This window comes from Streptomyces sp. NPDC057565, from assembly GCF_042801455.1.
Lineage (GTDB): Bacteria > Actinomycetota > Actinomycetes > Streptomycetales > Streptomycetaceae > Streptomyces > Streptomyces yanii.
The window spans coordinates 226,910-250,411 of record NZ_JBHVFU010000008.1; the positions used below are offsets into that span (position 1 = coordinate 226,910).

At 69.8% G+C, this 23,502-nt stretch carries 15 protein-coding genes, 1 pseudogene and 1 riboswitch; of the genes and pseudogenes, 5 read left to right on the top strand and 11 right to left on the bottom strand.

Features of this window, described 5'->3' with window-relative positions; all coding sequences use genetic code 11:
* Positions 1–58 precede the first annotated feature (58 nt).
* Positions 59–168: riboswitch (SAM riboswitch) on the top strand.
* A gap of 52 nt (positions 169–220) precedes the next feature.
* Positions 221–628, top strand: a complete 408-nt coding sequence (locus tag ACFU8W_RS18980) for a hypothetical protein (RefSeq protein WP_384038306.1) — start codon at positions 221–223, stop codon at positions 626–628.
* A gap of 158 nt (positions 629–786) precedes the next feature.
* Here ACFU8W_RS18980 and ACFU8W_RS18985 read toward each other — a convergent pair whose 3' ends face one another.
* Positions 787–1,893 (bottom strand): LuxR C-terminal-related transcriptional regulator, encoded by a 1,107-nt coding sequence (locus ACFU8W_RS18985; RefSeq protein WP_384038309.1) that lies wholly within the window; start codon positions 1,891–1,893, stop codon positions 787–789.
* Between the two features lie 890 nt (positions 1,894–2,783).
* Between ACFU8W_RS18985 and ACFU8W_RS18990 the strand changes: the two genes are divergently transcribed.
* Together ACFU8W_RS18990 and ACFU8W_RS18995 are read left to right on the top strand one after the other, a co-directional pair.
* Positions 2,784–5,030, top strand: a complete 2,247-nt coding sequence (locus ACFU8W_RS18990; RefSeq protein ID WP_384038312.1) for a M4 family metallopeptidase — start codon at positions 2,784–2,786, stop codon at positions 5,028–5,030.
* A 588-nt stretch (positions 5,031–5,618) separates the two neighbouring features.
* Positions 5,619–6,629, top strand: a complete 1,011-nt coding sequence (locus ACFU8W_RS18995; RefSeq protein WP_384038315.1) for a LacI family DNA-binding transcriptional regulator — start codon at positions 5,619–5,621, stop codon at positions 6,627–6,629.
* A 70-nt stretch (positions 6,630–6,699) separates the two neighbouring features.
* Here ACFU8W_RS18995 and ACFU8W_RS19000 read toward each other — a convergent pair whose 3' ends face one another.
* The 6 genes and pseudogenes from ACFU8W_RS19000 to ACFU8W_RS19025 all read right to left on the bottom strand — a co-directional run bounded on the left by ACFU8W_RS19000 (position 6,700) and on the right by ACFU8W_RS19025 (position 13,024).
* A complete protein-coding gene (locus tag ACFU8W_RS19000; protein ID WP_384038432.1) occupies positions 6,700–8,676 on the bottom strand; it encodes a beta-galactosidase in 1,977 nt (658 codons plus the stop codon).
* A 14-nt stretch (positions 8,677–8,690) separates the two neighbouring features.
* A pseudogene (locus ACFU8W_RS19005) lies at positions 8,691–9,023 on the bottom strand (1,4-beta-glucanase); the annotation flags it as partial.
* Complete coding sequence (locus tag ACFU8W_RS19010) at positions 9,011–9,193, bottom strand: hypothetical protein (protein ID WP_384038318.1); 183 nt, start codon at positions 9,191–9,193, stop codon at positions 9,011–9,013. The pseudogene ACFU8W_RS19005 and the gene ACFU8W_RS19010, both read right to left, overlap by 13 nt.
* A 75-nt stretch (positions 9,194–9,268) precedes the next feature.
* Complete coding sequence (locus ACFU8W_RS19015) at positions 9,269–10,252, bottom strand: carbohydrate ABC transporter permease (protein WP_384038321.1); 984 nt, start codon at positions 10,250–10,252, stop codon at positions 9,269–9,271.
* Entirely contained in the window at positions 10,249–11,328 is a 1,080-nt protein-coding gene (locus ACFU8W_RS19020; protein WP_384038324.1) for an ABC transporter permease, read from the bottom strand. Before ACFU8W_RS19020 ends, ACFU8W_RS19015 begins: the two co-directional genes overlap by 4 nt.
* Positions 11,329–11,434: 106 nt before the next feature.
* Positions 11,435–13,024, bottom strand: a complete 1,590-nt coding sequence (locus tag ACFU8W_RS19025) for an extracellular solute-binding protein (RefSeq protein ID WP_384038435.1) — start codon at positions 13,022–13,024, stop codon at positions 11,435–11,437.
* Between the two features lie 583 nt (positions 13,025–13,607).
* Between ACFU8W_RS19025 and ACFU8W_RS19030 the strand changes: the two genes are divergently transcribed.
* On the top strand, positions 13,608–16,484 hold the full coding sequence (locus tag ACFU8W_RS19030) for a glycoside hydrolase family 3 C-terminal domain-containing protein (RefSeq protein WP_384038327.1): 2,877 nt from the start codon (positions 13,608–13,610) through the stop codon (positions 16,482–16,484).
* A gap of 61 nt (positions 16,485–16,545) precedes the next feature.
* On the top strand, positions 16,546–18,822 hold the full coding sequence (gene yicI, locus ACFU8W_RS19035; protein WP_384038330.1) for an alpha-xylosidase: 2,277 nt from the start codon (positions 16,546–16,548) through the stop codon (positions 18,820–18,822).
* Positions 18,823–19,013: 191 nt separating this feature from the next.
* Here yicI and ACFU8W_RS19040 read toward each other — a convergent pair whose 3' ends face one another.
* The 4 genes from ACFU8W_RS19040 to ACFU8W_RS19055 all read right to left on the bottom strand — a co-directional run bounded on the left by ACFU8W_RS19040 (position 19,014) and on the right by ACFU8W_RS19055 (position 23,425).
* Positions 19,014–19,412: a DUF6221 family protein gene (locus tag ACFU8W_RS19040; RefSeq protein WP_384038333.1), complete on the bottom strand. Its 399-nt coding sequence runs from the start codon at positions 19,410–19,412 to the stop codon at positions 19,014–19,016.
* Positions 19,413–19,574: 162 nt separating this feature from the next.
* Positions 19,575–20,942, bottom strand: a complete 1,368-nt coding sequence (locus tag ACFU8W_RS19045) for a cytochrome P450 (RefSeq protein WP_384038336.1) — start codon at positions 20,940–20,942, stop codon at positions 19,575–19,577.
* Between the two features lie 360 nt (positions 20,943–21,302).
* Positions 21,303–22,148 (bottom strand): hypothetical protein, encoded by an 846-nt coding sequence (locus ACFU8W_RS19050; RefSeq protein ID WP_384038339.1) that lies wholly within the window; start codon positions 22,146–22,148, stop codon positions 21,303–21,305.
* Entirely contained in the window at positions 22,148–23,425 is a 1,278-nt protein-coding gene (locus tag ACFU8W_RS19055; RefSeq protein ID WP_384038342.1) for a VWA domain-containing protein, read from the bottom strand. Before ACFU8W_RS19055 ends, ACFU8W_RS19050 begins: the two co-directional genes overlap by 1 nt.
* Positions 23,426–23,502: the final 77 nt, after the last annotated feature.

Here is a 23,502-nt window from a genome sequence, read left to right on the forward strand (position 1 = left end):
AGGTGCGGAATCTGACCTCGTGTCGACCACCGCGGGTCGTGGGTTAGGGTTTCCCGTAGGTCATGAGTTCCAGTGCGCAGCCCCGGCTGGCTGGACGGCACCCCGCTCCGCTGCGGGTGCTCCGGGTGACGACCTGCCCCGTGCACGACGTACGGGGAACAGCGGACCACCGGGGTGTGAGCGGCCTGGGTCCACGATCCCGGGAAGGCGATTCCTCACCATGCTTCCTCACTCCTTTCGAACCGACGGATGCTCCCGTTACAGCCCCGGCCATCATCTGCACTGGATCCACGCCAAGAAGTGCAGCGAGGAGCCGGGCCAGGCCGTGGAGCTGCTGCTGACCGCGGACGATGTCCGTGACGACGGGTGGGTCGGGCTGCGCCCCGCGTTCGACTACGCCGAGGACCTGCCCGATGTGTGGATGCACGCTCCACATGCGCTCCAGGAGCTCCTCGCCGAGCACCGGGGACGGGTGTACTGGCTGCCGCGGTGGCACGCCCTGCGGATCGAGCACCAGGGCGACGCGGCGGTGGGGCTGGTGAACGTCGGGTTGGAGAGCGGGGAGCTGTGCGCCACCGATGCGCCCGGTTCGCGGCCGCCTCGTGGGGGCGTCACGTACGGCTTGTAGTCGCGCGCCTGGTGCGGCGGATTGCCCGGCGGTCCGCGGGCGGGGCCACCGGTTCGCTCTGCGACTTCGGGCGGATGCTGCCGAGGCACAGGACGTCGCCAGCGCGGGTCATGGCAACGACGAGCCTCGCCTTGATCAAGGCCCTCGTCGGTGAACTCTCATGCTCCGGCGCCAGGCCCGGCCGTTCGTTCGGCGGGGGCCTCCGCGACGCCCGAGGCGTCCCCGATCCAGCCTCGTTCGCGTGCCAGCAGCGCGATCTGGAAGCGGGTTCGCGCACCGAGGAGTTCGGCGGTCTCACTGATGTGCTTCTGGATCGTCCGTCGGCTCAGCCCCAGGACCCGGGCGATCGCGTCGTCCGTCAGACCCGCGCACATCAGGGAGAGGATGTCGCGCATCCGCCCCGTAGGCCGGCCGTCCGGTTCCGCCGCAGTGATCGGTGGCCGACCTGGGCCGCTGTCCAGCGACACCGGGGTCGCCCGTTCCCAGACGCTTTCGAAGAGGGCGGTGAGCACTTCGAGAAGCGTGGCCGAGTGCACGATGAGCGAACCCGCGGACGGGTCCTCCTGCCGCAGCGGCATGATGCCGGCCGTCACGTCGAACACCACCAGTTTCATCGGGAGCCCGGCCAGCAGCCGCAGTTCCCCGCCCCGGGCTGTTCCGCTCAGGGCGGTGCGCAGCGAAACGGTGTCGGTCATCCCGTCGGTGTCGTACACCGACCGGAGCCGCACTCCGTCGGGCACCGGCACCTCCGGGGTCGGCGCGTCCGAAACAGCTGCGAGGTCAGTCGGCACCGAGGTGCGGTCGAGCACCGCGGACCGGGTGACGTACGGAGGTTTGGCGAGATGGAGCACCTCGTGCCGACTGGACGCGAGCAGCTGCGCGTAACGTACCCCGACCTGCTCGGCGCTCTCCACCACCTCGAACAGGTCGGAGGTGACCCGACGGTGCGACGCCGAGCGGTATGCCTCGTGCAACCGCTCCATGTACAGCTCCGCCCGCGCCAGTTCCTGCCGCTTCTGGGCCAACAGCGAACCGAGAGTGGAGCGGGGCGGGCCCGCGCTCCAGCGCGTGGGCCGATCACCGACGCGGATGACCAGGCGCTCGTTCTCCAGTGCCTGCAGGGCGCGTTCGGCGGCTGCCGGGGTGGCCCCGAGCGCTTCGGCAACCGCCTCGCTGCTCAGCTCCGGGTGCGTGACCAGGCATTCGAGTACCCGGCCGGCCAAGGGGCCCAGACCGGTCCCGGCCCACGGCAAATCCGACGACACCGCCACAGCTGTCCCTCTTTCGGCGTGCTGGCGAGGCCGATCGTACGCGGCGGAGTCGGCCGGAGGAATTACATGCGCGTTACATCACTGTCCGGCGGGTGCGAATCCGTTCCGTTCCTGTCTGTTCCTGTTCACATCTGCGCAGTTGCGCGGACCCGCACTCCGGACCTCCTTGCCCGGCGGATTGCGCGCCGGACAGGGTGATCACAAGCCGCCGTCGCGACGGTGCGTCGAAACCTGTTCGGACATTCGGGGCCTAGTCGAGACATGTCGGCACGATGGAGATATTTCATGCCACAACCCAACCTCGCACCGGTGCGCGGAAGGTGGACCTCCCGGCGCGTCGCCGTGCTCGTCGCCGCCGCCCAGCCTGCGGAGGTGACATCGGCCCGGCCGGCCGCATCGGGACGTATGTCGAAGCCGATGCCGGTTTCCGGGTCGTCTGTTCGACTCCGCGGACACCGGCCGACGGTTCGTCCGGCGCGGCGGCGCGACCGGCAACACCGATCCGGTGACACGGTTCCGTCCCGCCGGGAACGGCTGCTGAACCGCACCACCTGCGGTGGCCGCCGGATCCCCCGCCGACGGCCGCCCCCGACTTCGATCGTCCGACTCTTCGTCGGAACGCGCGAGTTGGTGCAGTAACGCCACAAGGGTTCATGTCTTCGCCGCATGGCCAAGCGGTCGCACGCCGCCGCGCATCGTCACGCCGGAGGCACACCGAGTCTCCGGTTCCCCACCCCCACCGGCCGTCACCACGCGTCCGGACAGAAGGAGTTACAGCAGTGCCGAACAACTCCCGTGACAACAGGGGCATATCGCCTCATGGGCGTCTCTTGCATCGTGGAATCTCCCCATATGGGCGCGTCGCGACAACTGCGGCCGTTGCCATGGCCGCGCTCATCGTTTCGGCCCTCCCCGCCTCGGGCGCCGTGTCTGCCCCGGTCGGCACGGATCAAGCACCACGGCAGATAGCGGCGGAGCCCCGGCCCGGTGCCAGGTCCGTCGCGCTCTCCCCCGCGCAGCGCAGGAAGCTGCTCGAGGCTGCGACCGACGCTCGTGCCACCACCGCCCGTTCACTGAAGCTGGACGATCGGGAGGAGCTGATACCCAAGGACGTCGTCAAGGACGCCGACGGCACCGTGCACACCCGCTACGAGCGCACCTACGCCGGCCTGCCCGTCATCGGCGGCGACCTGGTGGTCCACGAGCAGGGCGCGGCCCGCACCGTCACCAAGGCGTCGGACGCGAAGGTGTCGGTGCCGACGACCAAGGCCGCCGTCACGGCCGCGACGGCGGGGAAGTCCGCCCTGGCCGCAGCAAAGACCGAGAAGACCCGGGACGCGACCCCGGACGGCTCACCGAAGCTCGTCGTCTGGCTCGGGAACGGAAGGCCCACGCTCGCCTGGCAGTCCGTCGTCGGCGGCGTCCAGGAGGACGGCACCCCGAGCAGTCTGAGCGTGGTGACCGATGCGACGACCGGCAAGCAACTCCAGAGCGTCGAGCAGATCCGCACCGGCACCGGTCGGAGCCAGTACAGCGGCCAGGTGGAGATCGGCACCGTGCAGAACGGCAGCCTCTACGAGCTGACCGACCCCGAGCGCGGCGGCCACAAGACGTACGACCTCACCGGCGTCGGCGGCAACGGCGTCCTCGTCACCGACGACGACGACATCTGGGGCGACGGAACGACGGCCAGCCGGCAGACGGCGGCTGTGGACGCCGCCTACGGCCAGCGGCAGACCTGGGACTTCTACCACGACCGGTTCGGCCGCAACGGCATCGCCGACAACGGTGTCGGGGCCTACTCCCGGGTCCACTACGGCGACGGATACGCCAACGCCTTCTGGGACGACCGGTGTTTCTGCATGACCTACGGCGACGGCCTGAACAACGCCAAGCCGCTGACCGAACTCGACATCGCCGCCCACGAGATGACTCACGGCGTCACCTACGCCACCGCGAACCTGACCTACTCCGGTGAGTCCGGCGGCCTGAACGAGGCCACCAGCGACATCATGGGCACCTCCGTGGAGTTCTTCGTCAACAACTCCACCGATGTGCCCGACTACATGATCGGCGAGCTCGCCGACGTCCGCGGCACGGGCAAGCCGCTGCGCTACATGGACCAGCCCTCCAAGGATGCCTCCGTCAAGGGCACCTCGCAGGACTACTGGACCCCCGAAACCAGGAAGCTCGACCCGCACTTCAGCTCCGGCGTGGCCAACCACTTCTTTTACCTGCTCTCCGAGGGCAGTGGGAAGAAGACCATCAACGGCATCGCCTATGACAGCCCCACGTACGACGGCCTGCCGGTCGTCGGTCTCGGCCAGCGCGACGCGACCGCCGTCTGGTACCGGGCGCTGACGCTCTACATGACCAGCAGCACCGACTACGCCGGCGCCCGCACCGCCACCCTCCAGGCCGCCGCCGACCTGTTCGGCCGGACCAGCGACGCCTACGAGGCCGTCGGCAACGCCTGGGCGGCCGTCAACGTCGGCGCCCGCTATGTGAACCACATCGCCGTGATCGCCCCCTCCACGCGGAAGTCGGCCGTCGGCCAACCGACCAGCCGTCAGATCGAGGCGACGAGTTCCCGGCCGGGCCGCCTCACGTACTCCGCGGAAGGGCTGCCCCAGGGCCTTTCCATCAACGCCGAAACGGGCCTGATCACCGGCACTCCGAGGAAGGCCGGCGACTTCGCGGCGGCCGTCACCATCAAGAACTCTCCGACGGTCAAGCGCACGGTGCGATTCGTGTGGACCGTCCTTGCCTCCGGCGGTGACTTCTTCGTCAACCCCGCCCGGTTCGACATCCCCAACTGGAAGTCCATCGAGTCACCGCTCATCGTCGGCGGCCGCAAGGGCAACGCCCCCAGTGACCTCAAGGTCACGATCGACCTCTACCACCCGTGGGTCGGCGGTCAGGTGATCAGCCTGGTCAGCGAGAACGGCACGGAGATCCCGGTCAAGAACTGGTACTGGGACACCGGCGAGGGCGAGCTGCACACCACCTACACGGTCGACGCGTCGGCGGTCCCCGCCAACGGAACCTGGAAGCTCCGGGTCCAGGACGACACCCCCGGCATCTTCACCGTCGATCCCGGCTACCTCGACAGCTGGAGTCTCACCTTCTGACCGTTCTTCTCCACCGCACCGCCCACGCCCGCCGCGCCCGGTCAACCGGGCGCGGCGGTGCGCGTATTTCTCCCCGCCGGCGGCCGGTCGGCGAGGCTGCGGTGATGGGCTTCCCGAGCGCGTTGGTTCTCGGTGTCGATGACGTGGCTCTCCTCCTGGAGCCGGCGTGCTCACCCCAGGTCGGCCGGCGTCCTCTGTGTGGTGCTCCGGGCCCGGTCCGCGCGCGGCGCTCACTCCGCGCGACCGGCGATTCGGCCGGCGCCGGGCATGACGTGAGTCAGCGCCCGTGCAGACTTCCGGAAGCACGGCAAAGGGGCGTCCGCGCTGAGTCGACCCGTGTGCTCGCGGGCGCGGGCGGCCTATCGTGGGGGTGGGCCGCCCCGCCCCGGCGCCCGTCCGGCATTACTGTGTCGAAGCGCTTCGACACTGCCTCTGGACATGCTCTGCGGGCGCAGCTACTCTCGCACTGCTGTGCATGTCACAGCCGGGAAGGGGCGCAGTCGAAGCGCTTCGCCCTTTGCTTCTGATCTGCTGTCGATCCCTTGCCCGTGCCCCTCGATCCACTGTCGTCCTGTGATGGAGAGCTGAATGGTCACCCTTGCCGAGGTCGCCCAGCACGCCGGAGTGTCCGCGAGCACGGTGAGCTATGTCCTCAGTGGGAAGCGGTCCATCTCCATGTCCACCCGGGAGCGGGTGGAGCGGAGTATTCAGCAGCTCGGGTACCACCCCAACGCCGGGGCCCGCGCCCTCGCGAGCAGCCGGTCCAACATCATCGCGCTCATGGTGCCGCTGCGCACCGACATGTATGTGCCCGTGATGATGGAGATCGCCATCGCCGTCGCCACCACCGCCCGCACCCACGGATACGACGTCCTGCTCCTCACCGGGGAGGAAGGTCCGACGGCGGTGCGCCGGATCGCGGGCAGCTCGCTCGCCGACGCCATGATCCTGATGGATGTGGAACTCCACGACGAGCGGCTGCCGCTGCTCCGCGAGACCGACCGGGCCGCCGTGCTGATCGGCCTGCCCGCCGACACCGACGGACTGACCTGTGTGGATCTCGACTTCGAGGCGACCGGAGCCCTCTGCGTGGAACACCTCGCCGGGCTCGGACACCGCGACATCGCCGTGATCGGCGAGGCGGCGGCGGTGTACGAGCGGCACACCGGGTTCGCCGAGCGGACGGTGGACGGCGTGCGGGCGAAGGCGCAGGAGGCAGGGGTGCGGGTGCTGCACCGGTCCTGCGAGGGCGGGTACGCGGCGATGGCCCAGACCCTGGCCCGGATCTTCGACGAACGGCCGGGTACCAGCGGGTTCATCGTGCAGAACGAGGCGGCCGTCGAGCCGCTGCTCAATCTGCTGCGGCAGCAGGGACGGGCGGTGCCCGAGGACGTGTCGGTGGTCGCGATCTGCCCGGAGCAGGTGGCTTCCCAGGCCTCGGTGCGTCTCACCTCGGTCGCCATACCGGCACAGGAGATGGGGCGGCGCGCCGTCGAGCACGTCGTGGCGAAGCTCGGCGGGCGCGGGACGGACGAAGTCGAGCTGCTGACACCGGAGTTGACGGTGCGGGCGAGCAGCGGTCCAGCGCCGCTGGGCTGAGCCGCGCGGGCCGCGGGGCACGGTTCCCACGTACCGTCGCGCTCCCGGGCTTCGGCCTCCGTGCCGTCGCTCATGGTGTGGTGCTTCGCAGCACGGCGACGCCGTAACGGCCCAGCTCCACAAGGCCGTCGACGTCCTCCCCGGTCAGCAGATCCACGTGTGGGCCGGGGACCGGCACGGTGACACTGCCCCGCCCGTGGTGCAGCAGGAACAGCAGCTCGCCGCGGCGCACCGCCTCCACATCCTCCGGCAGTCCGGCCAGCACCGGCCCGGCCCCCGCCTCTGCCGCCACCCGGCCGAGCAGGGCGCGCAGCGCCTCCGGTTCGGGCAGCGTCGACAGGTAGTAGGCGCGGTCCCTGCGCAGGACCGCCGGCAGCCCGTCCAGCTCGCCGCCACGGTACGCGGAGATGATCTCCGTACCCGGCTCCGCCTCCAGCTCCTCCGACCAGACACCTGCCCGGAAGCCGTCGCACTCCACCGTCGTGTCCGCGTCGAGCGGCCACCACTCGTGGAGCGTACGGATGCCGAACAGCTCGCGCAGCCGCTCGTCCATGCCGCCCGGCCTGATCCGGTCGTCCACGTCCGCGACCCCGCTGAAGAAGCCGCAGACCAGTGTCCCGCCGCCGCGCACATAGCCGACGAGGTTGTTGATCGCGGTGTCCGACAGCAGATAGAGCTGCGGCACAGCCACCATCCGGAACCGGCTCAAGTCGGCGTCCGGGCGGGCGAATTCGGTGGCGGTCCCGGTCTCCCACAGGGCGCGGTGCCAGCTCTGCACCAGTTCCGTGTAGTCGAGGAGCGCGGAGGGCCGCCCCTCCTGCCCACTCGCCCACCACGAGTCCCAGTCGTGCAGGACGGCCACCTCGCCGGGCACGTCCGTGCCGCTCACCGCCGCGCCGATCGTGGCGAGTTCGGCGCCGAGCCGCTTGATCTCCCGGAAGGTACGGCCGTGCTCGCCGGCATGCGTGAGCATCCCGGAGTGGAACTTCTCCGAGCCCTGCCGGGACTGCCGCCACTGGAAGTAGCAGACCGCATCGGCGCCGCGCGCCACGGACTGCAGTGACCAGAGCCGGTTCAGACCGGCCGGCTTGGGATGGTTGACGCCTCGCCAGTTCACCGGCCCCGCGGCCTGTTCCATGAGCATCCACGGCCCGGCGGCCTGCGAGCGCGTCATGTCGGCGAGCATCGCGTTGTACTGACCGCCCTGCGGGTCCTTCGGGTCGGGGTAGATGTCGACGGAGACGATGTCCTCCTGCGCCGACCACGCCCAGGCGTCCTGGCCCGACCACAACGGCATGAAGTTGGTGGTCACCGGGATGTGCGGGGTGTGCCGGGCGACGATGTCCCGCTCGGCCGCATAGCACTCCATCAGGGCGTCGGACGTGAACCGCTTGAAGTCCAGCACCTGCGTGGGGTTCTTCATGTACTGCGCCTTGCGCGGCGGCAGGATCTCCGTCCAGGTGTCGTAGCGCTGACTCCAGAACGCCGTTCCCCACGCCTCGTTGAGCGCCTCGACGGCGCCGTAGCGGTTCTGCAGCCACCAGCGGAAGTGTGCGGCCGTCTCGTCGCACCAGCAGTGTGTGCAGTACTCGTTGTTGATGTGCCACACGGTGAGCGCCGGGTGGTCGGCGTACCGCGCCGCCAGGTCCTCGGTGACGGACGCCGCGTAACGGCGGTAGACCGGCGAACTCGCGCAGAAGTGCTGCCGCGATCCGTACCAGACGACCGAACCGTCCTCGGCGCGAGGAAGTGTCTCCGGGTGCTTCACCCCCATCCACGGCGGCGGGGACGCGGTCGGTGTGGCGAGCACGACGCCGATGCCATGGGCGTGCATGAGATCCATCAGGCGGTCCAGCCACCCGAACTCGCGTGCACCCGGACGGGGTTCGATCCGCGCCCAGGAGAACACCCCGAGGGTGACGGAGTTGACCCCGGCCTCCTTCATCAGCCGTGCGTCGTCCTCCCACACCTCCTCGGGCCACTGTTCGGGGTTGTAGTCGCCGCCGAAGAGAATGCGGCCACGGGTTGCGTCGCGCAGGGACGGCATGGAGTTCTCGTTCCTCATCGAGGGTCTGCGTACTGGATGCCGCGGCCGTTGGTGCCCAGGTAGACACGGCCGTGGACGCGGGGGTCGCCGGTGATCGCTTCGCCGGTCCAGCCCCACTGGTGGCTGTCGTCGTTGATCCGGACCCAGGTGGTGCCCGCATCGTCCGAACGCAGCACCGCCACCCCGTCGAACGTGGCGGCGACCCGCCCGGACTGGAAGATCGCCGGGTAGCCGGCGTGGACCGGGCGACGCCCGGACGTGCCGCCCCGGACCGGCGCGGGCGCACCGAAGCCCAGCGCGTGCGAGGCCTGGCAGCCCGCCACCGCAGTGAACGTCACGCCGCCGTCCCCGCCGTGCGCCATTGGTGGGGCTCGGCGCCCCGAGTCGCCTGCGGTCTGCGCCGGCCGGCGGCATGGGCGGCGGGTTCCGCGACCGGCAGGGCAACGGCCGCAGCCGCGACAGCTGCTCCCGCCAGTACGGTGCGACGACGGGGCGTGGGCGCGGACGAAGCGCGCATGGCGAACACCTTCCGGTGGAGGAAAGGAGAGCGGGAGAGAGGGGGGCGCGGTGAGAAGAGGGCGTGCGCTGCGGATCAGCCCTTCACGGCGCCCGTGAGCATGCCCTTCTGGAAGTGCTTCTGGACGAACGGCGACAGCACCGCGACCGGGATCAGCGCCAGCACCATGACCGCCATCTGCACGGCGAGACTGTTGATCTGACCGCTGCTGACCGCCGCGCCCATGGCGCCCGGCGGAACCTGGTGCTGCAGGACGAGCTGGCGCAGGATCATCTGCAGCGGATACTTCTCGCTGTCCTGGATGTACAGCATCGCGTTGAACCACTGGCTCCAGTAGCCGACCGCGTAGAAGAGCGAGATCACCGCGATGACCGCACGGGACAGCGGCATGATGATCTGCAGCAGGATCCGCCACTCGCCGGCGCCGTCGATCCGGGCCGCGTCGATCAGTTCGGGCGCGGTGTCCATGAAGAAGCCGCGCAGCACCAGGATGTTGAAGACACTGATCGCGCTGGGCAGGATCATCGACCAGTAGCTGTTGCTCAGGCCGATGCCCGTGACCAGCAGATAGGTCGGGATGAGTCCGGCGCCGAAGAACATCGTCGCCATCAGCGTCATCAGCAGTTTGCCGTGCGCGAAGGAGTCCCGTCGGCTCAGTCCGTACGCGCACAGCACCGAGATGACCATGCTGAACGCCGTACCGACGACAGTCAGGCCGACGCTCACCAGGGCGGCTCGGGTGACGGCGCCGCCGCTGAGCAGTTCCTTGTACGCGACGAAGGTGATGGCCTTGGGCCAGACGACCAGGCCACCCGCGTCGTTGATCGTCTTGGTGTCGGAGAGGCTGGTGACGATCACCACCCATAGAGGCACGAGCACGATCGCGCAGATCGCGACGAGACCGAAGCCCTTGAAGGCGAGACCGGTCCTGGTGGGTTCCTCCTCCCACACGGGGCGTGGCTCGATCCGCAGCGCGCGCTGGAGCGGAGACTCCGTGGGCCCCATGGAGGGTTGCTCCGTCCGGTTCCTGTCCTTGTCCGTTTCCAGGAGAGTCGTCATTTCTTGGAGTACACCCCCTGCTCGCCCAGCATGTGGGCGACCTTGTTGGCACCCAGCACCATGGCGACGCTGAACAGTCCCTTGAAGATTCCGGCGGCGGCCGCGTAGCCGAAGTCGCCGGTCTTGATGCCCGTCCACCAGATGTAGGTGTCGAGGATTTCGGAGGCGCCCGGCCCGACCTGGTCGCGCTGGAGCAGGATCTGCTCGAAGTCGAGATTGAGCGCACTGCCGACCCGCAGGACGAGCAGCAGCGCGATGACCGGGCGCAGCGCGGGCAGCGTGACATGCCACATGCGGCGCCAGCGCCCCGCACCGTCGACGGCCGCCGCCTCGTACAGATCGGTGTTGACGGCGGCGAGTGCGGCGAGGAAGACGATCACGCCCCACCCGGCGTCCTTCCACACGGCCTGGGCGGTGACCAGGAACTTGAAGAAGCTCGCATTGGTCATCAGATCGAAGCCCTCATGACCGTGTTCCCGCAGCCATTGTGCGACCAGGCCGGCCCCGCCGAACATCTGCTGGAAGACGGTGACGACGAGCACCCAGGAGAAGAAGTGCGGCAGATAGACGACGGCCTGTACCCAGGCCCGCACCCGCGCACTCATGATCGTGTTGAGCAGCAGGGCGATGGCGATCGGGATGGGGAAGAAGAGGATCAGCTGGGTCAGGAAGATGACCAGTGTGTTGATGAGGACTTGCCAGAAACGGTAGTCCTCGAAGATCCGGGCGAAGTTGTCGAAGCCGACGAAGGGGCTGCCGGTGATGCCCAGGTCGTACACGTCGTAGTCCTGGAAGGCCACGATGTTCCCGAGCAGCGGGATGTAGTTGAAGATCAGCAGCAGTGCGATGGCGGGCAGTGTCATCAGGACCAGCGTGCGGTCCCGGCGCAGGCGCAGGCGCCACGTGATGCCGCCGGCCGCCGGTGGGGTCCTCGCCGGGCGTTTGCCCGTCCTGCCGTCGCTACTCGTTCCGCTGTCCCTGCTGGTGCTGTCCCCGCTGTCGCTGTCGCCGATCGGGTCCGTCGGCCGGTCGGCCGCGCGGTCCGTCTCGGTCGCAACCGTGCCCCGTGGCTTCACCGTGTGCTCCCCATGTCGTGCTCTCCGCCCTGGCCGCCGGGCGTCCCTGCGTCCGGCGGCCGTCTCGCTGCCTTACGTACGTACGGGTCCGTGTCCGCCGTACGGGTCAGTTGCCGGAGCCGTTCTTGTCGAGAATGTCCTGGTACCAGTCGCGCAGCTTGTCGCCGCCGCTGTTCTTCCACGTCGTCACTGCGGCGTCGACGTCACTGACCTTCTTGCGGCCGCGCCGGATGTCCTTCTGCAGGTCGTCGAAGGGCGTGTAGAGGGAGGCGTACCGCTGCGGTTCGACGATCTGCATACCGAAGAAGAGCGGCTTCTTGACGTTCGGGGCCTGTCGGGCCATCCAGCCGGCGTAGTCCTTCACCAGCTGCGGCTCGTCCGGGAACGCGACGGTGTGCGGGGGCGACGCGAGGAACATGAAGGTGGAGGGCTGGGCCTCCTGGATGCCCTGTGGCGTGAAGGTCGGCACCCCGTCCTTGATCGTGTAGTGGGTGTCCTGCACGCCGTAGTTGGTGAGCATGAACTCCTTGGTGCCGTACGGCGCCGCGGCGAAGTCGGCGACGGCGAGGATCTCCTCGATCTTCGCCTTCGGCAGCTTCTTGCTGAGGAAGGTGAAGATGCCTGCCGGGTCGTCCTGCCACAGGGCCGGCTTTCCGCCGTCGTGGTTGAAGAAGTCCAGCGCCTGCATGTCGAACTTCGGGTTGGCGGTGGCCTGTTCGGTGACCATGCCCTTCCAGCCGCCGGTGCCGTCGTTGTACATCAGGACGCGTCCGCCGGTGAAGCGGATCTTGGAGTCGGCGTCCTTGCCCGCCTCGGCGTCGGGGTGGACGTAACCGCCCTCGTGGAGCTTGCGGGCGAAGGCGAGCGCCTCCCGGTACTCCTGCGTCTCGATCTTGTGGACGAGCTTGCCGTTCTCCAACTTCCAGTAGTGCGGGGCGTCGGGCAGCAGCCCGAAGATCTTCTGGATGCAGGTCCACAGGTCGTCGAAGGCCCAGACCTTCTTCTTCGCGTCCGTGTACTCCTTGCCGAAGGCCAGCAGATCGTCGGCGCTCGCCGGCACGGCTCCGGAGCCGACCACATCCTTGCGGTAGAAGATCGCGTTGCCGAGGATCGGGGACGGCATGGGCAGACCGCGGAGCTTGCCGCCGAAGACGGAGTACTGCCAGGCACCGGTCGGGATGTTCGCCAGGTTCGGGTACTTCTTGATCGCGTCACCGGCCAGGTACGGGCTCAGGTCGGCGAACTTGGCGACGATCGCGTTGCGGATCTGGCCCTGCATGTTCCAGCCGGGGATGGTCACGACGTCCGGGATGTCCGAACCGGCGAGCACGGCGCCGATCTTGTCCTGGTACGTGTTGCCGTCCTGCGGGTCGAAGTTCAGCGTCGCGCCGACGGCCTTGTTCACGGCCGTGTAGTACGGGTTGTTCTTCTTCGGGACGGTGCCCCACAGCGGGGTCATGATCCGGAACGCGGAACCTTTGCCCGGCGCGGACTTCACCGATGCGACCAGCGGGTCGGGCAGCTTGGTGAAGCCGGGGCTCGAACCGTTGACGCTCGCCACGTCGGGCTGGACCAGATTCGACGGGATGTAGTCCGGCAGGACCTTCTTGAGTGCCTTGCCCGTCGTCGTACCGTCCTTGCTCCCGGAGCCGGAACCGCCGCCGCACGCGGCGAGCAACGGTACCCCGCCGGCCATGGCGACCGCGGCGACGGCGCTGGAGGCGAGGAAGCTTCTCCGGCTCGGGGCGGTGGAGGCGGGGGAGGAATTCGGCGTCATTGCGTCAACCCTTCGAGGCGCACCAGGACGACACGCGGCGGGCGACCGCCGTTCGGCTCCTGTGTCTGAGGTGAGGCGTTACTGGCTGGGCCGGGGGGACCGGCGGAACCGGCTGAACCTGCCCAGGTGAAGCGGTTCAACAAGGAGGTGGCAGAGCATGTCACCATCCGGGGAAATCAAAGGTGACAGGCACTCCATCGAGGCTCTGTCGAAACTCAGTCGAAGCGCTTCGATGTTGCAGTGAGGTTAAGTGAAGCGCTCCGGCCGCACAAGAGTCGGTTTCCAGATTCCCCCGACCTGTTTCCGAACCGTTTCCCGGCGCCACGGGGCTCGGTTGCGGACAACTGGCGGAGGTGCACCCTTGACACCTGCGGGGTTGGGAACAGAGCATCGAAGCGCTTCGAAAGATCTTCCGATGCCTGGACAGATCCCTCGAAGCCCGGCCACCTCTTTCCTGGCACGGACATCGAAAGACCTCCCACCTTTCCAAGGGGACCCGCACGTGACGGAACAACCGCAGCCCTTCCGCGACCCGCAGCTGCCCTTCGCCCAGCGCATCGACGATCTGCTCCGGCGGCTCACCCTCGACGAGCGGATCGCGATGCTGCACCAGTTCGCGCCCGCGGTGGACCGGCTTGGGATCGGCGCCTTCCGCACGGGCCAGGAAGCCCTGCACGGCGTCGCCTGGATGGGTCCCGCGACCGTCTTCCCCCAAGCCGTCGGACTGGGTGCCACGTGGAACGACGAGCTGGTGCGCCGGGTCGGCGAGGCCGTCGGCAACGAGGTCCGCGCCAAGCGCGCCAAGGACGACCGGGTCGGCCTCAACGTCTGGGCCCCGACGGTGAATCTGCTGCGCCACCCCCTCTGGGGGCGCGGCGAGGAGGGATATGCGGAGGACACCGCGCTGACCTCCGCCATCGCCGTCGCGTACACCCGGGGACTGCGCGGCGACCACCCGCACTACTGGCGGACCGCCCCCGTCCTCAAGCACTGGCTCGCGCACAACAACGAGACCGACCGTGACATCTCCTCCTCGTCGGTCCGCCCCCGGGTCCTGCACGAGTACGACCTCCGGGCGTTCCGCGACGCCGTGCAGTCGGGCGCGGTGGCCGGGGTCATGCCCGCGTACAACCTGGTCAACGGGCGGCCCAACCACGTCTCGCCGCTCCTGTCCCAGCAGCTGCGGAGCTGGACCGAGCAGTCCCTCGTGGTCTGCTCCGATGCCGGGGCGCCGTCCAACCTGGTCGACTCCGAGCACTACTTCGACACCCACGAAGAGGCCACGGCCGCCGCGCTGAAGGCCGGGGTCGACAGCTTCACCGACCACGGCCAGGAATCCGCCGTCATGACCGGCCGCATCCGCGGTGCGCTGGAGCAGGGTCTCCTCGACGAGCACGACATCGACACCGCGGTCCGCCGGCTCCTGGGGCTGCGCTTCTCGCTCGGGGAGTTCGACCCCGGGCTCGACCCGTACGCGGACACCACCGCCTTCGACACGGCCGAGCACCGGGCGCTCGCCCAGGAGGCCGCCGAACAGGCGGTCGTCCTGCTGAAGAACGACGGACTGCTGCCGCTCGACTCCGAGGAGAGGGGAACGGTCGCCGTCGTCGGCCTGCTCGCGGACACCTGCAAGCTCGACTGGTACAGCGGCACACTGATCCACCGTTCCACCCCGCTCGACGGGATCCGGGCCCGGTTCGGCGCGGACCGGGTCACCTTCGCGGAGGGCGCCGACCTGGTCCGCCTGAAGTGCGCGGCGGGCTGGCTGCAGATCCCCGAGACCGACGACGGCGACAGCGCCGACCGGGGCGCGGAGGGCGCCCTCGACCCGGCACTCCTGGCCGGCCGCACCGACCTGCCCCCGCTGACCTGCGGCGACACCCCGTCCGAGCTGGCGCTCGTCGACTGGGGCAACGGCGTGATCACCCTGCGGGACCCCGCGGGCCGCTATCTGTCGGTCGCCGAGGACGGTTACGTACGCGCGTCCGCGGATGAGCCGGGCGGCTGGATCGTCCAGGAGACATTCCGCCGGGAAGAGGTGGAAGGGCACGTCGGAGGTCACCGCCTTCTGCACATCGGAACGGGTAGGTATGTCTCTGTCGCCGCCGACGGCGTAAAGGTTGCCGACGCGGACGAGAAAATTTCCGGCGATACCGCCGCGGGGGCCGCCACCGTCTTCGAGATCGAGGTGACCGAGCACGGGGAGGACACCGTGGCCCGCGCGGCAGCCGCCGCCGACACCGTGATCGTCGTCGTCGGCAACGACGCCCACATCAACGGCCGCGAGACCGAGGACCGCACCACCCTCGACCTGCCCGCCCAACAGGAGCGCCTGTGGCGCGCCGCGCACGCCGCGAACCCGCGCACGGTCCTGGCGGTCACCTCCGCCTATCCGTATGCACTCACCGACGCCGCGGCCGTACTTCCCGCTCTGCTCTGGACGGCCCACGGCGGCCAGGCCGCCGGGACCGCGCTCGCCCGGATCCTCTCCGGCGACGTCTCCCCGGCCGGCAGGCTGCCGCAGACCTGGTACACCTCCGACGCCGAACTGCCCGGCCTGCTCGACTACGACATCATCGGCTCCCGGCAGACGTACCTGTACTACGAGGGGACACCTGTCTTCCCGTTCGGCCACGGGCTGTCGTACGCCGCGTTCACCTACTCCGGTGCGAAAGCGGAGCTCGACGGCGACCTGCTGCGGGTGTCGCTGACCGTCACCAACACGGGCACCGTCGCCGCCGACGAGGTCGCCCAGCTCTACGTACGGGCCGTGGCACCGTCCGTCGTCCGGCCGCTGCGGCAGCTCGTCGGACACCGCCGCCTGCACCTGGCGCCGGGCGCCGGGCAGCGCGTGGACTTCACGGTTGCGGTGACCGAGCTCGGCCACTGGGATGTGGCGCACGGCCGCTGGACCGTCGAGCCCGGCACGTACGAGGTCCTGGCCGGAGCCTCCAGCACGGACATCAGGCTCACCGCCGCCGTCACGGTCGGCGGCGAACCGTCCGGCCCGCGCCCCGTCCTGCACCGGGGTCTCGAAGCCGCCGACTACGACGAGCAGCTCGCCACCGAGATCGTCGACCGTGCGAAGACGGACGGCGACGCCGTCACCGCCACCGCGCCCGGCAACGAACTCCTCTACCGTCGCTGCGACTTCGCGGTCGGAATCCGCGTCGTCGCCGTGTCCGCGGCGGGGCAGGGTGCCGTGGAGATCACGGTCGACGGCCGCACCACGGACATCGACATCCCCGCCACCGACGGACCGTACGACTACCGAGCCCATGAGGCGCCGCTGACGGCCTCCGGTGTCCAGGACGTGCGCGTCACCCTGCGCGGCACCGTGCGCCTTGCCGGGCTCACCTTCACCGGAGCCGCCGAGTGACCTCGCCCGCCCGCCGAACCCCCGCCACTTCCCGCCCAGTTGCCCCCGGCAAGGAGTCCTCATGAAGTTCACCGACGGCTTCTGGCTCATGCGTGAGGGCGTCCGCGCCTGCTACGCGACCGAGATCCGCGATCTGCGCGTCACCGCAGACCGGTTCACCGCCTACGCGGCGGTCAAGCACGTCGCCCAGCGCGGCGACACGCTCAACACCCCGCTGATCACCGTCGACTGCTTCTCCCCGGCGGAAGGGATCATCGGCGTACGCACCACTCATCACGCAGGCAAGGTCAACCACGGGCCGGACTTCGAGTTCCCCGGACTCGACCCCGCGACCGCCGCCGCCCGCACCCGCCGGGACGGCGCCGTCACCGAACTGACGAGCGGCCCGCTGACCCTGCGCATGGACGGCGACGGACCGTGGGGCATGACCTTCCTCGACTCCGGGGGCCGCCGGCTCACCGCGGTCGACGCCAAGGGCACCGCCTTCGCCACCACTCCCGACGGCGCGCACCACATGATCGCCCAACTCGCCCTGGACGTCGGCGAGAACGTCTACGGGCTCGGCGAGCGTTTCACCCCGTACGTCAAGAACGGCCAGACCGTCGACATCTGGCAGGCGGACGGCGGCACCAGCAGCGAGCAGGCGTACAAGAACATCCCCTTCTACCTCTCCTCGCGCGGCTACGGCGTCTTCGTCAACCACCCCGGCAAGGTGTCGTTCGAGATCGGCTCGGAGTCGGTCGGCCAGGTGCAGTTCAGCGTCGAGGACCAGTCGCTGGAGTACTACGTCGTCGCCGGCCCGACCCCGAAGGAGATCCTTGCCCGTTACACCGCACTGACCGGCCGGCCCGCGCTGCCCCCGGCCTGGTCGTTCGGCCTCTGGCTGACCACTTCGTTCTGCACCTCGTACGACGAGGAGACCGTCACCTCGTTCGTCGACGGAATGGCCGAGCGCGACATTCCGCTGTCGGTCTTCCACTTCGACTGCTTCTGGATGCGCGAGTACCAGTGGTCGGACTTCCAGTGGGACCCGGATGTCTTCCCCGACCCGGAGGGCATGCTGGCCAGGCTCAAGGAACGAGGCCTGCGCATCAGCATGTGGATCAATCCGTACATCGCCCAGAAGTCGGCGCTGTTCGCGGAGGGCGCCCAGCACGGATATCTGGTGCGACGGCCGAACGGCGACGTCTGGCAGTGGGATCTGTGGCAGCCCGGCATGGCCCTCGTCGACTTCACCAATCCGGCCGCCCGGGAGTGGTACAACGCCAAACTGCGTGTCCTCCTCGACCAGGGCGTCGACTGCTTCAAGACGGACTTCGGCGAGCGGGTGCCGACGGACGTGGTCTGGCACGACGGTTCCGACCCCGAGCGGATGCACAACTACTACGCGCAGATCTACAACCGCACCGTCTTCGAACTCCTGGAGAAGGAGCGCGGGCACGGCGAAGCGGTGCTCTTCGCCCGCTCGGCGACGGCGGGCGGCCAGCAGTTCCCGGTCCACTGGGGCGGCGACTGCTTCGCCTCGTTCACCGCGATGGCCGAATCGCTCCGCGGAGGCCTCTCCCTGTCCCTGTCCGGGTTCGGCTTCTGGAGCCACGACATCGGCGGCTTCGAAGGCACCCCCGACCCGGCGGTCTTCAAACGCTGGCTCGCCTTCGGACTGCTCTCCTCGCACAGCCGCCTGCACGGCAATGTGTCGTACCGGGTGCCGTGGGCGTTCGGCGACGAGGCCGTGGACGTGGCCCGGAAGTTCACCCTCCTCAAGCACCGCCTCATGCCGTACCTGTACGGGGTCGCGGCCGAGGCCCACCGCACCGGTATCCCGGTGATGCGTCCGATGTTGCTGGAATTCCCCGGCGACCCCACGACCCGGATGCTGGACCGCCAGTACATGCTCGGCCCGGACCTGCTGGTGGCCCCGGTCTTCACGGAGGACGGTCAGGTCGAGTACTACGTCCCCGAAGGCACCTGGACCCACCTGCTGACCGGCGAGACGGTCACCGGGCCGGTCTGGCGCCACGAGACACACGGCTTCGACAGCCTGCCGATCCTGGTCCGCCCCGGTGCCGTGCTCCCGTGGGGTGCGGACGACCAGCGCCCGGACGGCGACTGGCTGGACGGACTGACGCTGCGCGTGTTCGGCCCGGCGTCGGCGACGACGGGTACGCCGGTCACGGTGCCGGACCTGGCAGGCGTCCCGGCGGCGACCTTTCACGTCACACGGGACGCGGACACGCTGCGGGTCACGGCCGACGGAACGGACCGGCCGTACCGCGTGATCGTGGAGGAGAGCGGGGCGACGGGGGAGGGGACGGTGAGGGTGACCGTGACGGGCTGACCCTTGGCAGAGGCCCGTCGGCAGCCCGGCGCACCGGGCTGCCGACGGGCCTTCGGCGAGCGCTGCACCGCCGGTGATCAGCCCAGGCCGTCGGCCATGATGTCGGCCCTCCGCGGCCGGCAGGACGCAGACGCCGGTCGCGTACAGCTCGCGATCTCGCAACTCGGTCGCCGTCCCCTGCGAAGGGCTCGTCACTGGGTGAACCGCGGCAGCCACTTGGCCTGATAGTCGGGGTGGCCGGCATCCTCCGCCGCCATCTGCCGGACGACGAATCCGAGCCCGACCGCGCGGCCCGAGGGGAAGTCGTGGTGAGGGCGGTCGACGTCCAGGGCGGCGACCTCCTCGTACTCGTCCAGGAGCACTCTGCTCGTCTCGATGCGGCGAAGTGTGCGCGCGGGATCCTGCAGGGCGATGTGGTCGTCGTAGCCATGCGTCCGCAGGCTGAACGCGATGGCGCTGGTCCGGTCGTGGACCTCGCCCGGCGTCTCGGCGGGGCACCGCCAACTCGCGCCGCCGGCCACTCGCGCGACTTGTTCCTCCTCGGCCAGGCGGGCCCGGACAAAGGCCACCATGTCGGAGTTGTCAGTCATCGGGTTCCGCATCCTCCACAGTCGGGTACGGCCCCGAACCGGCAAGATCACTCGCCGCTCCGGGGCCGCGCTGTTCGTTCAGCACGAGGATGCCGTACGGCGGAAGCCGAGGGCACATCGCGCCCGCGCGCGTTCCGTCATACGGACACGCTCTTTGCCGAGTTACCGCGCCCGCACGGTGGCCAGCACGTCCCGGTCGGGCTGCAGGGTCAGCGTCGGCACGGGGTTGACGTCACCCGGGTCCACGTCCAGGTCGAACCGGCGCGCGAGCACCGCCAGGATCAGCACCGCCTCGACCATCGCGAACCGCGTACCGAGGCAGACCCGGGGTCCGCCACCGAACGGGAACCAGGCGTACTCCGCGATGTCGTCGCCGTTGTCGGTGTCCCAGCGCTCCGGGCGGAACGCCTCAGGCTCCGGGAACCACCGCTCGTCGCGGTGCGTCGCCCACTGGCTGCTCCACACCCTCGTTCCCTTCGGCATGTCCACGCCGCCGATCCGCGCCCCGTCCTTCGCGACTCCGGTCACCAGCCAGATCGTCGGGTACAGCCGCAGCGTCTCCTTCACCACCGCCTGGGCGTACGTCAGCCGCGCGTAGTCGTCGAACTCCGGCTCCCGGTCGCCGAGGACACGGTCCAGCTCCTCGGTGAGCGCCGCGCGCGTCCGCGGATTGCGCGACAGCAGGTACCACGCCCACACCAGTGTGGAACTGGTCGTCTCGTGCCCGCCGATGTACAGGGTGACGGTCTCGTCGCGGATCTCCTGGTCCGTCAGGTGTGCGCCGGTCTCGTCCACCGCGGTCAGCAGCCGGCTCAGCAGGTCGGGGCGCTCGCCGTCGCCGTCGCGGTGCCGGGCCACGACGCGGCCCACCTCGGCGTCGATGACCGCGGCGGCCTTCTTGATCCGGGCTCGGCCGGGCGTCGGCACCCAGTCGGGGAGCAGGGCGCCGATGCCGCTGAACTCCTTGCCGATCTCCTGCTGGGCGACATCCATCGCCCGGCCCATCGCCTCGGCGTCCGCCGGGGTGTCCACCCCGAAGATGGTGCGGACCGCGATCTTCTGCGTCAGCGCGGCCATCTCCCGCTTGATGTCGATGCGTTCACCACCGGACCAGGTGTCCGCGAGCTCCACCGTGCTGCCCGCCATCGTCGCCGCGTACGACCGCACCTGCTTCGGCCGTACCGAGGGCTGGACCAGGGACCGCTTCCGCCGCCAGTCCGGACCACGCGCGACCACCACGCCGTTGCCCATCACGGTACGGAACGCGATGCCCAGCGCCGGCTGGTCGAAGGTGCGCTCCGTCTCGGTGAGCAGCTCGCCTATGCACTCCGGATCGGCTATGAACACACAGGGGTTGGGGCCGAAGCGCCATCGCACCATGTCCCCGTACCCGCGCAGCCGCTCGAAGAACTCCAGTGGATTCTTCCCGAACTGCGGCAGATTCCCGAGGAACGGCAGCCCCTTCGGGCCCGGTACGGGCACGTGGCCGCGCGATTCGGCATCGGCGGCCGGGCCGGTCTCCGTGGACATGAAAGATCTCCGCTCCCTGGTGGCGCACCGGTATCCGGTACGCGGCGACGTGGCTCGACTCCGGAGTTCCGCAGGGCCGATGGCCCCATCGGCCTTGTGGAGTACGTGAGTTGTCGAGGGTATCCGGGTCTCGTTACGGGAGTGTGGTCGGTCGGGACGGTGCCGCGGACCGGGATCCTGCCCGCTCTCCCGTCCGCGTGACGGGAGAGGGGTGATCCGTCAGCGGTCGCCGGTCCTCCCGATCCCGAATGATCCGGCCTGTTCAGCGGACGGCTCGGCCACGGGAAACGCCGCGGCGCCCCGCCCCACCGGTGTGGGGCGAAGGCGCCGCGCATGCGGGCCGGTTCGCGGCCGGGCAGGTCAGGCGCCCGGCGGGACCCGGGACGGGCGGCCGTTGCCGCGGGTGAGGGAGTAGCCGAACATGGCCGCGAGCGCGCCGAGTACGCCGCCGCCCACGGTCCAGATCCAGCGGTCCGTCCACCAGCCGGAGGCCCAGCCGTCGTCCGGCTCGGTGTTGAGCGGGACCCGGAGCGGGGTGTCGCCGTCGTCCGAGGCGTCGTCCGTCGTCTGCTGCGCCGCGTACGCGTAGGGCGCCAGCGGTTCGCTCAGCTTGCCGTCGACGTCATGGGCGCCGCCCTGGTCGGCCGCCGTCACCTCGACGGCGGTCTGCACCGGCTGCCCGAGGTCGGCCGACGGCAGGTCGACGACCGTCAGGCGCACGTAATAGTTGCCCGGCAGCGGGTCGTTCGCCCACGGCTCGGACCAGGCCCGGACGGTCCGCAGGACGCAGGAGAGTTCGACGGTCGACGCGTCGGCGGCCGCCTTCCTGGTCTGGTGGCCGTACATGCAGGCCTGCCGGCGCCGCAGCCCGTCGTACACATCGACCTGCCAGGTCGAGGCGCCGTGCCGGGTGGTGGCCTCGGGCAGGGTGACCGTCGCCTTGACGGTGGCGCGCTGTCCCGCGTCGGCCGGGAACACCCAGTACAGGTAGTCGCCCGTGGATGCCCCGGCGGTGGCGCGCTGGCTCGGCTGGATCGTCGTCGCGGTACGGAAGGTGGTGCCCGCCTCGGTGGGTCCCGTACCGCCGTCGGATGCGCTCGGGCTCGGGCTCGCCGACGGGTCGTCGGCCGCGGCCGAACCGGCCGACGTCAGCAGGGCCATCCCGGCCAGCAGGGCACCCGCGAGTACCCGTCGTGTACGCACCATCAGTTGGTCCTCCATACGGCGATGCGCCAGCGCGAGATCCAGCCGAAGAGCAGACCCGCGATCAGTCCGGTCAGGACGAGTACGCCCAGGAGCCACCAGCCGCGGCCGAGACCGAACGCGGCGGCATCGGCCGCGTCGTCCGGCGCGTCCACCACGTCGACGGTCAGCTCGACCGGCATGCCCGGTGAGGTCTTCACCGAGGCGGGGGCCGAGAAGGAGTTGCTGAGCTGCAGACAGACGGTCTCCGCGGCCGGCTTGTCCTCGCTGTCCGTGCCGTCCTGCTCCGGCTTGGGATAGCGCAGCCCGGACGAGATCGCGTCGGTGCGACCGGTGCCGGACTCCGAACCCCTGACGATCTCGCGGCCGTGCACGGTCACCGCGCGCAGCAGCACGCCGTAGTCGTTGTTGACGGCGCGGTCCGCGGACACGCTCACCGAGGCGCGCAGCTCCTGGCCGGGCAGCACGTCCACCCGGTACCAGCGGTGCTCGCCGATCTTCTCGCGGTCGGTGTAGAGGCCCGCCTTGAGCTGAGGTGCGGCGGAGCAGCTGTCCGCGCCCTTGGTGGCCACGGGGGTGACGACGGGCTCGGCCGCCCGGTCCACCAGCTGCTTGACGCGGCCGGAGAGTTCATCGGTGTGCTGTACGGCGGTGTAGGTGCCGCCGGTCGCCTCGGCGATGCAGGTCAGCTGCTCGCGGATCTTGGCGTTCGGCACCAGGCCCAGCGTGTCGATGACGAGGTGGATGCCGCGGGCGGCGATGTCGCGAGCGACCTCGCACGGGTCGAGCGGGCCGCAGGTGTCCTCGCCGTCGCTGATCAGCACGATCCGGCGGGTGGAGTCGCCGCCTTCGAGATCGTCGGCGGCGCCCAGCAGGGCGGGCCCGATCGGGGTCCAGCCGGTGGGGGCCAGCGTCGCGACCGCGGTCTTCGCCTCCACCCGGTCGAGCGGGCCGACCGGGTAGAGCTGCTTGGTGTCCTTGCAGCCGACCTTCCGGTCGTCGCCCGGGTAGTCGGCGCCGAGGGTCCGGATGCCGAGCTGCACCTGCTCCGGCACCGCGTCCAGGACCTCGTTGAATGCTTGCTTCGCCGCGCTCATCCGGGACTGGCCGTCGATGTCACGGGTCCGCATGGAACCGCTGACGTCGAGCACCAGCTCGACCTTGGGGGAGGCTTTGGTGGGGGTTTCATCGGCGGCGGCGGGGAGGGCCGTGCCGAGCCCGGCGGTCAGGGTGGCGAGCAGGATGCCCACCCCGGCCGTCAGCCTTCTTCTTATGATCATCGCCGGATACTAGTGAAGATCACATGCCACCCCCAAACCGGTCCGGGGGCTGCCGGGATGGCGTTGTCCCGGGCCGG